We start from the raw sequence: 13789 nt of genomic DNA, 5'->3' as shown, positions 1-13789 counted from the left end.
CGGCCGCCGGGGGCCTCGCCGGGAGGTTCGGGGCGGTCCCGGCCTGCAGCGGCGCCGGGGCGCAGCGGCGCCGGGGTGACACGGCCGGTCCGGGCCGGGGCGTACCCCCATCCATGCTGGCCGGCCGCAGCTGGCGTAAGATGAAAGCGGTGATGGCCGTGAACGTGGCCTTCTTCCTCCTGCCCAAGTCCGACGTGGTCTGGCTCAGCCCCCGCAACACCCTGCGCCAGGCCATGGAGCGGATGGAGCACCATCGCTACACGGCAGTCCCCCTGGTCGACGACGAAGGACGCTACGCCGGCACCCTGACGGAAGGCGACCTGCTCTGGTACATCAAGGGCGCCCGGAACTTCTCCTTCGACCGGGCGGAGCGCATCCTGGTGGCCGAGGTGCCGCGCCGTTTCCGCTATGAGCCCGTCTCCATCTACGCCGAGGTGGCCGATTTGATCCGGCTGGCGGCAGCCCAGAGTTTCGTTCCGGTGGTGGACGACCGCGGCCTGTTCATCGGCATCGTGCGCCGGCGGGAGATCATCGAGTACTGCGCCCGGCTGCTCTTCGAGGGCGGTGATGCGGAGGGGGCGAGCTAGGCTGTAACCCGGCCGGCTCGGAGAGCCGGACTGGCACCCCGCCCGCCGAAGGGTGCCGTCTCGTGGCCGCCGGCTCGCTTGGCAACTTCACTGCGCTGGCGCGATGAAGATGGGCTTGACGCCGGCGCCTGCCACGCGGCTGCCACGCAGCCCGCCCCTGCCGCTACCCAGCCCGCCCACCCCCGTCGCCTGCCCGGCTACCTGCCCCGCCTCCGGCCCCCGCCGGGCAACGTCTGGCCTTCACAGGCGCCGCCACCGCCGGACGAACCGGCTGGCGGCCCGGCACAGGCGGGCGCCGGGCCCGCCGGCCGCCACCAGCTGCCGGGCCACGGGTTCCAGTCCCTGGCTCGCCACCTTGGGGTCCGTCAGGTACAGGCCCAGCAGGCCGTCGACCACCAGCCGGTGCAGGGCGGCCTCGGGCAGGCGTTCCGCCTGCCGGGCTGCCTGGCGGGCGAAGGCGGCGAGACCGGCCGCTGCCCGCTGGGGGTCGCCGTAAGGCCGGACCAGATTGAGGTCGCCTCCCGCCCGGTCCTCCGCCTGGTCGATGAGGTAATCCAGCAGGATGTGCAGCCCGCCGATCCAGGGGAAATAGGCGCCGGCCAGGGCCTTGACCCGGGCCGGGGACGGCTCCGCAGCCAGCAGGGCTTCCCGGAACAGGGCGAAGACCCCCAGGGTCGAGCCGCAGGCGGCGGCGAACTCCCACCAGGCCAGCCGTCCCTGCCACGGCCCCGCTTCCCGGCGGTACCAGGATTGCAGGCGGGCCAGGCGCCCTTCCCGGTCCCCGTGCTTGTTCACCTGCAGGTCGCTGTACAGGGACACCAGCCGCCGGACCGGCCCCGCCACCTGCGGGTAGCCGGGGAAGCGGGCCAGGGCCTGCTGGCAGGCCGCCACAAGGGACGCCAGATAGCCGCCGTCGTCCCGGTGGGGGTGAAGCCGGTAGTAAGACCCGCCGTCGCGGGCAGGTCCGGCCCAGCGGGGCGGGGCTTCCGGGACCGCCCGGGGCCCGGGCCCGTCGGGCCCGCCGGGCAAGGTCCGGGCGGGCGGGGGATCGCCTGGCAACGGCTCGCCGGGCAGGGGCCTGCCGTCTTCGCCGCGCCGGGACTCCCGGGGGCCTGCCGGCAGGGACCTGCCGGGCACCGCCACGGCGTCCAGCATGGCCTGATGCAGCTCCCGGTAGTCTGCCGGGTCCAGGCTGTCGCTGCGGTCGCAGAGGTTGTCCAGGTAGTCGCTGATGGTTTGCAGGGCGACCACAGCCTCAAGCAGCAACGGCCGCCGGTCCGCAGGCACCGCGGCGGCGAAGACCGCCCCACCCTGGCAGTGGAAGCGCTTGGCCCGCAGGCTGGCCAGGGCCTGGCGGCACAGCTCGGGGTCCGGGATGCGGCTTGCCCGCTCCTGCCAGCGCTGGAGGAGCCGGTCGACCACCGGCAGGACGGCGCCCACGTAGACGGCCAGGAGCGCCGCCTCCCCGGCCAAGCGTCCCACCGGCCCGAGGGCCGGGGTGCGCCCGCCGGCCCCGGCCTGAGGGGTATCCTGCGGCGTGCCCGTGCACGTGTCCACGGAATTAACATGCCCCGTTGTTGGCCTGCCCCGCGTCCCGGGAGAAAGGGGCAGGGAAGGGAAAAAGGCGGCGCGGCCCCGTCTCGGGGCCGCGCCGCGGGGCCGGGTTCGTCCCGGAACGGTCCCTGGTGCGAGTCCGCGGACGGCCGCCATGCCTTCTCTCCGGCGGGGAAGCGGCCTGCCGCTGCAAGGGCGGCAGCCCTGCGGGCACCATTGTGCGGGGTTCGCCGCCCGGACGGCACCGCCCCACCGGGTAGCCCGTCCAGGGAGGGTTCTCCGCAAGCCGGTGGCCTCGGGGCTACTCGCCCGAGGCGCTGCGCCGGCCGGCGGCACCGTTGCCACTGGAGGCCAGGAACCGGGCGGGATCGACCCCCGGCGGGGGATCCCAGGGTTCGACGTCATCGGATGTGCATTCTTGCTCGTGACCGGATTGCCAGCGTACGCGGATGGATTGGCGGGAACTGCGGAGCCGGACGATGATCCCCAGCTCACCGGACCGGCGGTGGCGCACCCACTGGCCGCGACGGAACACGGCATCGCCCCCTTTCCGGTAATCGGGCTTTGCCAGTATAGACTTCGGGGCCAGGGGGGCGGTTTCCTTTTACTGGGGCAGCCTGGGCGCCGGCGGCCCGCCGTTGACCCCACGTCAGTCCTCCAGCCGCACGCACGCGATGTAGGGCAGGTACCGGAACTGCTCGGCGTAGTCGATGCCGTAGCCCACCACGAACTCGTCGGGGATGGTGAAGCCCACGTACTCCACGGGCACGTCCACCACCCGCCGCTCGGGCTTGTCCAGCAGGACGCACGCTCTCAGGGAAGCGGGATCCTGGGCCAGCAGGTGTTCCCGCAGGTAGCGCAGGGTCAGGCCCGTGTCCACGATGTCCTCGATGAGCAGCACGTGCTGACCCCGGATGGGCCGGTCCAGGTCCTTCAGGATGCGGATGATGCCCGACGTCTGGGTGGCCGAGCCGTAGCTGGAGACGGCCATGAAGTCGACCTGCAGCGGGACCCCCTGTTCACCCAGGGCCCGGACCAGATCGGCGGTGAAGACGAAGGCCCCCTTGAGGATCCCCACCACCGTCAGGGTGGGAAGGCCGCCATGGCCACCGGCCGCCCCCTCGGGGCCAGGGCCGGCCGCCGCCCGCCCGGCAGTCCCGTAGTCGTGGCGTATCCGTTCCGCCAGCTCCCGCACCTTGCGGGCGATGGCCTCCTGGGAGAACAGGATCCGGTCGATCCGGGCCTTGCGCGGGCCTGTGGGGGGCAGGCCGCCCGCGACGCCGCCCGTGTCGTTGCCGTGCATGGTTCACGCTCCTCCGGGTCGATGGAGCCGGTCACCGGCCTCCGGCCGCCCAACGCGGGCCGCCCCGGTTCCCGGTCCCCGTGGGACCGATCCGCCAGCGGTGGAATCCACGGACGATTGTGGCCCATGAACCCGATTCTGTCCAGTTATCGTTAACTTTTCCGGTCCGCCCCGGTTAACCGTTCGGAAACCGCCGCCCGTCGGGGGCCAACCCGGTGACGGGGGCCGGGACCCGCCGGACGGCCGGAACCGGCATGGGAGCCGGCCGTCAGCAGGCGTGCCCTCCGGGGAAGCCGCGGTTTCACCGCCGCCGCCAGGGCGGTGCCCCATCTCCCGAGCCGGCGTGCCGCGGCCTGGGCCAGGGCGGCGGTATCCGGCACCAGCAACACCCATCGGAACCGCCAGCCGAAGTGGCGTTCCAGATCGCGGCGCAAGGTGCGGGCGACGTCCCGCACCGCCTCGCCGGGCAGGGCGGCGGGGTCCGGCGCATACCGGGCGCTCTCGTAGAGGGTGGCCATCCGCTCCCAGGTCGGCGCCAGCTGGGGCAGGCGCCCCTGGAGCCAGCCGGCGTACTCCCGTGCCGTCATGGCCGGAGGCCGCCCGTAGCCCAGGCGATCCAGCCACCGCTCCACCCGGACGAACACGGTCCGCGCCGCCCGGGCCGGGTCGGGCGGAAGCCCCCGGCGGCGCCGGCGCCAGAGCACGGCGGTGGCCGCACCGCCGGCCAGAAGCCCCCCCAGGGCGAGCCCTGCCGCCCATCCCCAGGATGCTCCCTGGCGGGCACCGGTTCCGGCACCGGCCCTCCGGTCACCCGGTGCCGGGGCAGGCTCCGCCGGGTCCTCCACGGGTAGGGGTCGCCGGGTGGGCAGCGGCAGGTCAGGGCCGGTGGCTTCCCCGTCCCCGCCGGTCCCGGCGTCTTCCCCGGTCGAAGCGGGCAGCAGCGGGCCTTCGGGGTAGGCCGGCGTGGGCTCCAGGGGGATCCAGCCGTAACCGGGGATCAGCACCTCCGGCCAGGCGTGGGCCTGGGCGTAGGTGACGGGGTAGGTTCCCGGCCGCCCTCCCGTGGGGATCACAAAGCCCTCCACCCACCGGGCAGGAAGCCCGGCGCTGCGCAGCAGCACCACCGCAGCCGAGGCGAAGGCGACGCAGTACCCCCGCTGCAGGTCGAAGAGGAAGAAGTCGACGAAATCCCGGTCCGGGGGCATGAAGGGCATGTTGGGGTCGTAGCGGAAGCCGCGCAGGTAGCGCTCGATGGCCCGGGCCTGGTCGTAGGCGTTGTCCTGGCCGGCCGTCAGCCGGGCGGCCAGATCCCGCACCCGCTGGGGAAGATCCTCCGGCAGCTGCAGGTACACCCCCAGAGCGGGGTCGTCCCGCCAGCGGGGATTGAGGGCTTCCGCCCGCGCGGCCGCCTGGCGGGCCGCGGCCGGGTCGACCCGCGGCACCAGCGACCGGACGGTGTAGGCCTGCTCCACGGGGTGGAGGATCATCAGGGCGCTGTCGGCGGTGCGCATCACCGGGTTCTCCCGGCCGGGGTCGTAGTGGATCCCCGGCTGCGGACGTTCGACCAGGGGCGGCCGGCCGTCGACCTCCCGGACCTCGAAGGCGCCGTAGAGGTACGGGTGAACCGGCACCTGCGGCACGATCTCCTGCTCCAGGGTCCGGGCATCCCGCAGCACCGGCAGCGGGGCCCCGGGGTCGCCGTAACCGTTGACATGGTACCAGGCGTCGCCGCCGGGGCCGCCCCCCGCCAGCCAGCCGGACAGGCCCTGCCGGCTGGCCCAGGCCACGTCCACCGGCGGGCCCCAGGAGCGGCCGTCGTAGGCTACCCGCACCGGGCCGCGCAAGTAGACCGTGGCCGGGATGTCCTCCCCCGCCAGGCGAACCTCCAGCAGCGGCGTCGGGTCGGGGAAGAAGGGCCCGCCCAGGAACTGGCGGGAAGCGGCGGTCAGCCGGCCCGCCGCACCGGGGACGGCACCCCAGCCGCCGGTCCGGTCGGCCACGGTGAAGGGCAGCAGCCGGTTGGCCACGCTGGTGACGGCGACCCAGTCGGCGGCGGGTTCGTCCAGGAAGGGGGCGGCACCGGCCAGCAGGGCCGCCACCAGGATCACCGCCAGGGCCTGGACCGCCACGGGAAGAACCAGACGGCCCGGCACCGCCCGCCGGCCCGGCCCGGCGCTGGCGCCCCGCGCCAGGGCCACGAAGGTGAAAGCCAGGCACAGGTAGGCCAGCAGCGGCCCTTCCGGGCGGGGGAGGTCGCCGTAGAACCAGGCCAGGAGGAGCAGGAGGCCGCCCGCTACCGGCGGGACCAGGGCGAGGCCGGGCCGCCGGGCGGCCAGGAAGACCAGGCCCAGGTGGACCCCGGCCACCAGGGCGGTTCCGCTCCGTAGGAGATCGGAGGGCAACTGCTCGTAGGCCCCGAGCCACAGGTCCTGGAGAACCGGTCCCCAGCGGGCGGCCATGCCTGCACCCAGCCCGGAGACTTCCCCGTCCAGGAAGGTGGCCAGCCGCTCGGGATGGCGCAGGGCCAGCCAGCCCACCCATGCGGCTGCACCTCCGGCCAGGGCGAGGAGGAGCCAGGGGAAGGTGAGGGGCGCCCACAGCAAGGCTGCCAGGGCCAGGACCAGGCTCACGGGCTCGGGCTGGCCCGGCGGCCAGCCGAGGAAAGGCATCAGGCCTCGCACCAGGGCCAGGGTGCTGGCGACGCCCGTGGCCACCAGGAGGGCATACCACGGGCTGAGCACCGGTACCCGGGCCGGCCCGGGACCGGCGGGCCTGCGCCTCATGACCACCACCCCCGGGTGCGGGCGACGGGGGCCGCAGCATCCTGGGCGGACCGGCGGAGCCCGGTTCCCCCCAGCCGAACCCGGCCGGGCGGCGTGCCCGGCCAGGGGACGGCCGCCCCCGACGGGCCGGGCCCGCCAGGGCCAGGGTGCTGGGGCGCCCGGCGCCCGGCTCCAGCCGGTGGCGGGGCAAGGGGCCTTCGGAGTCCGGACACGCCGGCCGCTCCGGGCGGGCCCGCCGGGGCGGCGAGGGAGCGCCCCTCCGCCCCGGCATCCGCTCCGGGGTGCTCCGGCCATGGCACCGGGTGGATCTCCACCCCTTCCGACAGCAGCCAGCGTACCAGGGCGGGATCGACAGCCGGGATGCCGGCAGCCACCCCGGCGCTCGCCCCGGCGGCGCCGCCCGCACCCGGCGGAGACGGGTCGGAACCTTCGCCCGCGCTCCCACCGGCCGCTACAGGAGGCCCGCCGGAAGGAAGCCCGGGACGGCCGCCCCCGGCTGCCGGCGTTCCTTCCCGGGTGGCCGCGGCAGAGGCCGAGGCGGTGACCGCGGCCGCCGTGCCCCCATCCTGGTGCAGGTACCACACGGCGACGGGATGGCCCTGGCTCCGCAACTGGACCAGGACCCGGCCCAAACGCCGGTCCAGCTGCGGCGTGACCACCAGCACCGCCGACCGGGGGGTCAGCCAGCTCCGCTGGGCGGCGAGGAAGTCGGCCAGCGGCATGGTGCCGGGCTGGTTCACGTCGACCAGCCACTCCAGCAGGCGCCGGTACTGCTGCGGTCCCCGGCCCGGCGCGAGCCGGTGGGGCCGGCCGGTATGGGCGGCCGCGGCCACCACCAGTTCGCGGTGGAGGGCCAGAGCCGCGATCCCCGCGGCCACGCCCGCCACCCCCTCGCTGATGTCCAGGGGGAGCGGCTCTGGGCCTGGCCCGGTGCGGGGCGGCTCAGCTGCGGCCGCTCCCGGGCCCGTCACCGTTGCCCGCGCCGGCCGACCCCTCAGGGGTTTCCCCCTCGTCGCCATGCCGGCAGCCGGCGGGCCGCCCAGGCCCGCCGGGCTTGGCGGGCCCGCCGGGCCGGCCCGCTCATCCGGTGACACCCGGCGGCCGCCCGTCCAGGGGTCGCCCTCGGGGCCGGCCCCGGCGTGGAGGTCGAGGAACAGGTAGCAATCCGTGGTCGCCCGCAGGTCGAACTCTTTGACGTGCAGCTCGTCCAGGCGGGCCGACACCTTCCAGTGGATGTGCTTCGGGTTGTCTCCCGGCCGGAAGGGGCGGACGTCGGCCAGGCTGGAGGGATCCTGCCAGGCCCGGGTGTCCACCCGCTGCCGCCCGAAGGGCTGGCGGGGAAGAATGGGCAGCCCGTCTACGGGCACGGGCCGCGGGTACACCACCAGGGCCGGCTCGGCGAACACGGCCCGCCGCAGCCGGAACAGGCCCAGGGGCTCCTGCACCTCGACCACCACGGGTCCCAGGCGATACCGGCCGCGCCGCGGCAGGATCACCGCTTCCCGGTGCAGCAGGTTCCCCAGGGGTCCCAGGCTGCGGTAGAACACCCGGCCGGGTTCCGGCCACGGGCTGGGGCGCCCCCTGCCACCGGCGCCCGCCGCGGACGGGGGGTCGCCGTCCTCCGGACCCGGCCGCCAGCCGCCCGGCCGGAGCGGCTCGTCCCAGGCGGGCAGGGCGATGACCAGCCGCGGTGCGGGCAGGACGGACTCGTTGTGCACGAAGACCTCAAGTTCCACCCGCTCGCCCGCCACGGCCCGCCCCCGGTCGACCCGGGCCTGCACGTCCAGCCCGCGGGCCAGCAGCCAGGCCCAACCGGCCCCCAGCAGGTGCAGCGCCAGCAGGAACTTGAACAGGAACCAGGGCACGGGCCCGCCGGTGGTCAGGGCAAAGACCAGCGCCGCCAGCGTCCACAAGGGCAGGCCCCAGCTCTGCAGCCGCATGGCTCGCCTCCCATGGTTCGCCTCCGATGGCTCGCCTTCCCGAACCTTCTACAGCCGGCCCAGGAGCCCGCCGATCCGGCGCCCCGCCCGGTGTTCCACCCGGCGCTCGACGGGTGCCGGCACGTGTTCCAGCACCTCCCGCACCACGGCCTCCGGATCGGCGTCCTGCCACCGCGCCTCGGGCTGCAGCACCAGCCGGTGGGCCAGCACCAGCGGCGCCAGCTCCTTGACGTCATCGGGAAGGACGAAGGAGCGGCCGTCGATGGCGGCCAGCGCCTGGCTCAGGCGGTACAGGCTCAGGCTGGCCCGGGGGCTGGCGCCCAGATAGACGGCGCTGTGGACCCGGGTGGCCTGGATGATCCGCACCAGGTAGTCCTTGACGCTGTCGTCCACGTGGACCTGGGTGACCTGCTGCTGCAGTTCCAGGATCTCCTCCGCCGTGGTCACCGGCTCCAGGCCGTCCACGGGGCGGCCGCCGTGGTGGAGGTCCAGGATGGCCCGTTCTTCCGCGGGGTGCGGGTAACCCAGGCGAATGCGCAGTCCGAACCGGTCCAGCTGGGATTCCGGCAGGGGGAAGGTGCCCTCGTACTCGATGGGGTTCTGGGTGGCCAGGACGAAGAAGGGCCGGGGCAGGGGGTAGGTCTGCCCGTCCACCGTGACCTGGCCCTCCTCCATGGCCTCCAGCAGGGCCGACTGGGTCTTGGGCGAGGTGCGGTTGATCTCGTCGGCCAGGACCACCTGGCTGTGGATGGGCCCGGGCCGGAAGGTGAACTGGCGCGTGGTCGGATCGTACACGGCCAGGCCCGTGATGTCCGAGGGCAGCAGGTCCGGTGTGAACTGGATGCGCCGGAAGGTACAATCAATGGAGCGGGCCAGGGCCCGGACCATGGTGGTCTTGCCGACGCCGGGGACGTCTTCGATCAGCACGTGGCGGTTGGCCAGCAGGGCGGCCAGGAGGTAGCGGATCTCGGCCCGCTTGCCCACGATGGCCCGCTCCACGCTGGCCAGCACCCGTCCTGCCACTTCTTGCACGCGTTGCATGGGCCACCTCGGTTCGCAGGGGAATGGATCGGGAAGAACCCGCGCCGCGCCAGCCTCGCGCCCCCCGGCCCTCGCGGCCCGTGGCGCGACCGGGGGGCGGCGCCGGCGGGCCCTCCGTCCGGCAGGAATCCGCCCGGGGCACGGCCGCGGACCGCGGCGGACCGCGGCGGAACCCTGGCAGTAGCTTTCCACTTGCAAACAGCTATTCCTTGCGCTCGGGTTGCAGGTTTGCCGTGCCAAACCCTGCCCGGCGCCCATGGGGAGGGGGGAAGACCATGGCCGGGAGCGGGGCCGGGGAGGTGCGGTTCGACTACGATGCGGTGTTCGACCCCGACGACTATCTGTACTTCTATGAACCCATCCTGACGTCCGAGCGCACCCAGCGGGAGGTGGCCCTGGTCTGGACCCTGCTGGACCTGCGGCCGGGAGAGGCGGTGCTGGACCTGGCCTGCGGCCACGGCCGGTTGGCGGTACCCCTGGCCACCCTGGGTGCCCGGGTGACGGGGCTCGACCGCAGCGCGGGGTTCCTCGTCCGGGCGCGGGAGGAGGCGGCCCGCCAGGGCGTGGAGGTGGAATGGGTCCAGGGCGACATGCGCCGGCTGCCCTGGCGGGACCGGTTCGATGCCGCCTTCAACGTGTTTACCAGCTTCGGCTACTTTGCGGACGAAGAGAACCTGGCTGTGCTGCGGCAGGTGGCGCAGGCCCTGCGGCCGGGAGGCCGGTTCCTCCTGGAGACGGTGTTCCGGGACGCCGTGCTGGCCCGTTTCGCCCCCTACAACGTGGTGGAACGGGGGGACGACGTCCTCATCGACGCCCACCGCTGGGATCCGGTGACGGGGCGGATGATCACCCGGCGCACCGTCCGGCGGGCGGGGCAGGTACGGCGGGGGGAGTTCTTCGTCCGCCTGTACACGCCGCCCGAGCTGGCGAGCCTGTTCGAGCAGGCGGGGCTCGAGGTCACGGGGTTCTATGACGAGACGGGCGCCGCCCTGTCGGCCCAGAGCCGGCGCTTGGTGGTGGTGGGCCGCAAACGGCCGGCGGGCCGCCGGATGCAGGGGGGCGGGGCGGAGGGACCCCCGCCGGGAGCCCTGGTGCCGGCGGCCCTGGCCGAGTTCCTCCGCCTCTACCATGCCGGCCGGTTCTTCGAGAGCCACGAGGTGCTGGAAGAGGCCTGGCACCGCACCCGCAGCGATTTCTACCACGGGCTCATCATCCTGGCCGCCGCCTTCGTGCGGCGGGACCGGGGAACGCCCCGGGGCGTGCGACGCAACCTGGCCAAGGCCCGCCGGTACCTGGAACGTTATCGGCCCCGCTACCTGGGGCTCGACGTGGAGGCCGTGCTGGCCTTCATCGACCGGCAGATCCCGGCGGTGGAGCAGGCCGGCGACCCCGAGGGGGATGCGCTGCGCCGGCTGGTGCCGGACCTGCCCCTTCCGGTTCATCCCGGCTGGGTGCGGGGGGACGAGCCGGAGTGGCAGGACGATGCGGTGTAGGGAGGGCGGCGGCGGGGCTTCGAGGGGCTCGCGGGCACTTGCGGGGGCTTGCGGCCCGGGCTGGGCGGCCAGGTTCGGAAAGCGGCTCCCGCCGGCGGGCGGTGGACGGGTCCAAAAGAGCGGGTTTGGCAAAAAGCGGGCAACGTCGTGGGAGGCCGACGAAGAAAACAATCCTCGGAATAACAATCCTCGGGCTGAGGTACCAACAGCCATGTACTGGGGAGGGACAAGCCCATGGTGAAGGTGGGCGAGCAGGCGCCGGACTTTACTGCCGTGAACGACCGCGGGGAGACGGTGCGGCTGTCCGACTTTCGCGGCCGCAAGGTGGTGCTGTACTTCTACCCCAAGGACGACACGCCCGGCTGCACCCGGGAAGCCTGCAGCTTCCGGGACGACTACGGGCAGCTGCAGGAAGCCGGCGCCGTGGTACTGGGGGTGAGCCCGGATCCGGTGGAATCCCACGTCAAGTTCCGGGAGAAGTACGGCCTGCCCTTTCCGCTCCTGTCGGACCCCGATCACCAGGTGGCCGAGGCCTACGGGGTCTGGAAGGAGAAGCGGATGTACGGCCGGACCTACTGGGGCATCGAGCGGACCACCTTCGTCCTGGACGAGGAGGGCAAGGTGCTGGCGGTGATCCGGGGCGTCAAGCCCGAGGAGCACCCGCGCCGGGCCCTGAAGGCGCTGGGGGTGGCCTAGGAGGGCCGGGCGGGGCCGGCTCCTGTGTGCGGGATGGCCGGTCGCCGCCTGGTGCAGCTCGCGGGGTGCCCTGCGCCTTCCTGGTGTTGCCTTGCTGTCCGAGGATGTCGATTGCTAGGATGGGGGCGGCGGTCGCCGTCGGGGGAGCAGCTGGTGACTGGTGTCGCCCCTGGTCTTCAAAACCAGTGGGGGATGGCGATACCGTCCCCGGTGGGTTCGATTCCCACATGCTCCCGCAAGGTCGGCATGTGGTGCCAGTGCACCGTGCCTCCGGCGCACCGTGTCGGCGGCACGCCGCGCAACAGGATCCGCGTGCTGAAGGGCCATGCCCGGGGCGGCGTCCCTCGGCATGGCCCTTCACTTTTCCTTCCTCTTTCCTTCTTCGCGGCAGGGGCCCCGAGGCGGCTCGCCGAATTAATGCCGAATTGATGGAGTGGAAAGGTTCTCCAGAGGGGGGCGGCCCTTGCAATACCGGATCCTGCACCAGCCCAGCTACGCCCTGGCCATCGTCGAGCTGGAGCCGGGAGAGGAACTGCAGGCCGAGCCCGGGGCCCTGGTCTCCATGAGCGGCAACGTATCCCTGCAGGCGGAGGCCCGGGGCGGGCTGCTGGGCGCCCTGAGCCGCTCCCTCCTGGGAGGGGAGTCCTTTTTCACCAGCCGGTACCGGGCGGACGGGGCGCGGGGTGAGGTGATGCTGGCCCCCGCGTTGCCCGGCGACATCACGGTGCTGGAACTGGCCGGCGAGGTCGTGTACCTCAAGTCGGGTGCCTACCTGGCCGGGGCCACGACCCTGACCGTCGACGCCCGCTGGGGTGGTGCCCGGGGCTTCTTCGGCAGCGGGGGGCTCTTCCTGCTGCGGGTCGCGGGGCACGGCGCCCTCTTCATCAACAGCTACGGGGCGCTGCACCGCAAGGATCTGGCACCGGGCCAGCGTTATGTGGTCGACACCGGCCACGTGGTCGCCTTCACCGACGGCATGGCCTTCCAGGTACGAACGGCCGGCAGCGGCTTGTTCAGTTCCATCGCCAGCGGCGAGGGCCTGGCCTGCGAGTTCACCGGACCCGGCACCGTGTACATCCAGACCCGGTCGGAGGCGTCATTGCTTAGCTGGCTGATCCCGAAGCTCCCGTCGAGGCGCGAGTGAAGGCCTCCGTCGAGAAGGACGCCCGGGACGGGTGTCCGGCAGCAACGCTCCGGAGAGGGACAGCAGGGGAGGGACCGCGGGCGGAACCCGGTCCCCGCCCGTGCCCTCCTGTCCATCCGGGCTGCCAGGTACGGGGCGGGTCCCGGATACGGGTGCTAGGATCCCAGGAACCGCCGCACCTCCGCTGCGTAGCGCTCGGGCTCCTCGATGTCGGGGAAGTGGGCGCTGCGCTCGAAGATCACCAGCCGGCCCTGAGGCAGCCTGGCACTGATGTCCCGGCAGAGGTCGACCCCGACATTGCGGTCGTGCAGCCCGACCATGACCAGGGCGGGGACCGGGATCCGGGACAGCGCCTCCATCCGGCTGGGGGGCTGGGGCTGGGCGGCCAGGGCGCGCTGCATGTCGCCGGTGTTGACGAGCCCGCTTTCCTCCCACAGCCGGCGGTTGAGCCGGGCGGCGGCGGGGTCGAAGAACAGGAAGCGGTCCACCGTTTCCGTGTCCACCAGGTTCCAGGCCTGCTCCAGGCGGGCCGGGGCCGGTTCGTCCCCTGCCAGGAGCCGGGCGATCCGGTCCTTGAGCTGTCCCGCTGCCACGTGGTAGAAGCCGTACAGCTGGATCCAGGCCAGCCGCACCGGGTCGCAGAAGGTGGGGGCCTGGAGGATCAACCGCTCCACCCGGCCGGGATGGGCCAGGGCATACTCCAGCGCCAGTTCCCCGCCGAAGGAGAAGCCCAGGGGGATGAAGCGGTCCAGGCCCAGCCGGGCCCGCAGGACTTCGAGGTCCGACACCAGCAGCGGCAAGGAATAGTCCGCGGGGCTGGCCGGCCGATCCGACCGGCCGCAGCCCCGCTGGTCGTAGTAGATCACCGTCGCAAAGGCCTCAAGGAGAGGGCCGATGGTGCGCTCGAAGTTGTACACGTTGCCGCCGGGTCCGCCGTGGATCACCACCAGCGGTGTCGTGCCTTTCCCCGCGCCGGCGATCCTGCACCAGTGGCGGATCCCGTTCACGGTGACGTAGAACGCGCCGTCCTCTAGCGGTGCCCCCGGCATCGGGCCGTCGTGGGATGGGCCGTCGTGCAACGCGCCTTGCTCCTTTCCGCCTGGGGGACGCCCCCCGCTCAGGATGACCGCTCGCCGCACAGGGGGCCAAGCCCCCAAGGGCAGGGGACCCCGGGCCAAGGCCCCGGGCCATGGATCCCGGGCGCAGGAACCCGGATCGGACCCGGGGGCGCCGGGGTCGTCGGGGTCG

General features: G+C 73.5%; 11 protein-coding genes and 1 tRNA gene. 5 read left to right on the top strand and 7 right to left on the bottom strand.

Features of this window, described 5'->3' with window-relative positions; genetic code table 11:
* Window positions 1-152: 152 nt before the first annotated feature.
* Window positions 153-587: a CBS domain-containing protein gene (locus ACZ5T9_RS00745; RefSeq protein WP_242823306.1), complete on the top strand. Its 435-nt coding sequence runs from the start codon at window positions 153-155 to the stop codon at window positions 585-587.
* Between the two features lie 240 nt (window positions 588-827).
* On the opposite strand, the gene ACZ5T9_RS00740 is transcribed toward ACZ5T9_RS00745, so the two are convergent.
* The 6 genes from ACZ5T9_RS00740 to ACZ5T9_RS00715 all read right to left on the bottom strand — a co-directional run bounded on the left by ACZ5T9_RS00740 (window position 828) and on the right by ACZ5T9_RS00715 (window position 9208).
* A complete protein-coding gene (locus tag ACZ5T9_RS00740) occupies window positions 828-2144 on the bottom strand; it encodes a tetraprenyl-beta-curcumene synthase family protein (RefSeq protein ID WP_464833437.1) in 1317 nt (438 codons plus the stop codon).
* 298 nt (window positions 2145-2442) lie between these two features.
* Window positions 2443-2676, bottom strand: a complete 234-nt coding sequence (locus ACZ5T9_RS00735) for a hypothetical protein (protein ID WP_006904516.1) — start codon at window positions 2674-2676, stop codon at window positions 2443-2445.
* A gap of 114 nt (window positions 2677-2790) precedes the next feature.
* Complete coding sequence (hpt, locus tag ACZ5T9_RS00730; protein WP_464833435.1) at window positions 2791-3444, bottom strand: hypoxanthine phosphoribosyltransferase; 654 nt, start codon at window positions 3442-3444, stop codon at window positions 2791-2793.
* 152 nt (window positions 3445-3596) lie between these two features.
* Window positions 3597-6227, bottom strand: a complete 2631-nt coding sequence (locus tag ACZ5T9_RS00725; protein ID WP_464833434.1) for a DUF4129 domain-containing transglutaminase family protein — start codon at window positions 6225-6227, stop codon at window positions 3597-3599.
* Entirely contained in the window at window positions 6224-8167 is a 1944-nt protein-coding gene (locus tag ACZ5T9_RS00720) for a DUF58 domain-containing protein (RefSeq protein WP_464833433.1), read from the bottom strand. Before ACZ5T9_RS00720 ends, ACZ5T9_RS00725 begins: the two co-directional genes overlap by 4 nt.
* 48 nt (window positions 8168-8215) lie before the next feature.
* Complete coding sequence (locus tag ACZ5T9_RS00715; protein ID WP_464833432.1) at window positions 8216-9208, bottom strand: AAA family ATPase; 993 nt, start codon at window positions 9206-9208, stop codon at window positions 8216-8218.
* A 275-nt stretch (window positions 9209-9483) separates the two neighbouring features.
* Here ACZ5T9_RS00715 and ACZ5T9_RS00710 point away from each other — a divergent pair, with 275 nt between their 5' ends.
* The 4 genes from ACZ5T9_RS00710 to ACZ5T9_RS00695 all read left to right on the top strand — a co-directional run bounded on the left by ACZ5T9_RS00710 (window position 9484) and on the right by ACZ5T9_RS00695 (window position 12541).
* Window positions 9484-10701: a DUF309 domain-containing protein gene (locus ACZ5T9_RS00710; protein WP_464833431.1), complete on the top strand. Its 1218-nt coding sequence runs from the start codon at window positions 9484-9486 to the stop codon at window positions 10699-10701.
* Window positions 10702-10935: 234 nt separating this feature from the next.
* The gene (gene bcp, locus ACZ5T9_RS00705) at window positions 10936-11397 is read left to right on the top strand and encodes a thioredoxin-dependent thiol peroxidase (RefSeq protein ID WP_006904510.1); all 462 of its coding nucleotides are present in this window, start codon (window positions 10936-10938) and stop codon (window positions 11395-11397) included.
* A 142-nt stretch (window positions 11398-11539) separates the two neighbouring features.
* Window positions 11540-11633, top strand: a tRNA-Sec gene (locus ACZ5T9_RS00700).
* Between the two features lie 227 nt (window positions 11634-11860).
* A complete protein-coding gene (locus ACZ5T9_RS00695) occupies window positions 11861-12541 on the top strand; it encodes a TIGR00266 family protein (RefSeq protein WP_006904496.1) in 681 nt (226 codons plus the stop codon).
* A 155-nt stretch (window positions 12542-12696) separates the two neighbouring features.
* On the opposite strand, the gene ACZ5T9_RS00690 is transcribed toward ACZ5T9_RS00695, so the two are convergent.
* Window positions 12697-13620, bottom strand: coding sequence for an alpha/beta fold hydrolase (locus tag ACZ5T9_RS00690; protein WP_464833430.1), 924 nt, complete (start codon window positions 13618-13620; stop codon window positions 12697-12699).
* Between the last annotated feature and the right edge of the window lie 169 nt (window positions 13621-13789).

It is taken from the genome of Thermaerobacter nagasakiensis (genome assembly GCF_055396825.1).
This window is presented reverse-complemented; position numbering and strand designations above follow the sequence as displayed.

Excerpts from the sequence above, each read along its gene's own strand:
- ACZ5T9_RS00745 (WP_242823306.1), top strand. The coding sequence starts at position 153 with ATGGCCGTGAACGTGGCCTTCTTCCTCCTGCCCAAGTCCGACGTGGTC.
- hpt (WP_464833435.1), bottom strand. The coding sequence starts at position 3,444 with ATGCACGGCAACGACACGGGCGGCGTCGCGGGCGGCCTGCCCCCCACA.
- ACZ5T9_RS00725 (WP_464833434.1), bottom strand. The coding sequence starts at position 6,227 with ATGAGGCGCAGGCCCGCCGGTCCCGGGCCGGCCCGGGTACCGGTGCTC.
- ACZ5T9_RS00720 (WP_464833433.1), bottom strand. The coding sequence starts at position 8,167 with ATGCGGCTGCAGAGCTGGGGCCTGCCCTTGTGGACGCTGGCGGCGCTG.
- ACZ5T9_RS00715 (WP_464833432.1), bottom strand. The coding sequence starts at position 9,208 with ATGCAACGCGTGCAAGAAGTGGCAGGACGGGTGCTGGCCAGCGTGGAG.
- ACZ5T9_RS00710 (WP_464833431.1), top strand. The coding sequence starts at position 9,484 with ATGGCCGGGAGCGGGGCCGGGGAGGTGCGGTTCGACTACGATGCGGTG.
- bcp (WP_006904510.1), top strand. The coding sequence starts at position 10,936 with ATGGTGAAGGTGGGCGAGCAGGCGCCGGACTTTACTGCCGTGAACGAC.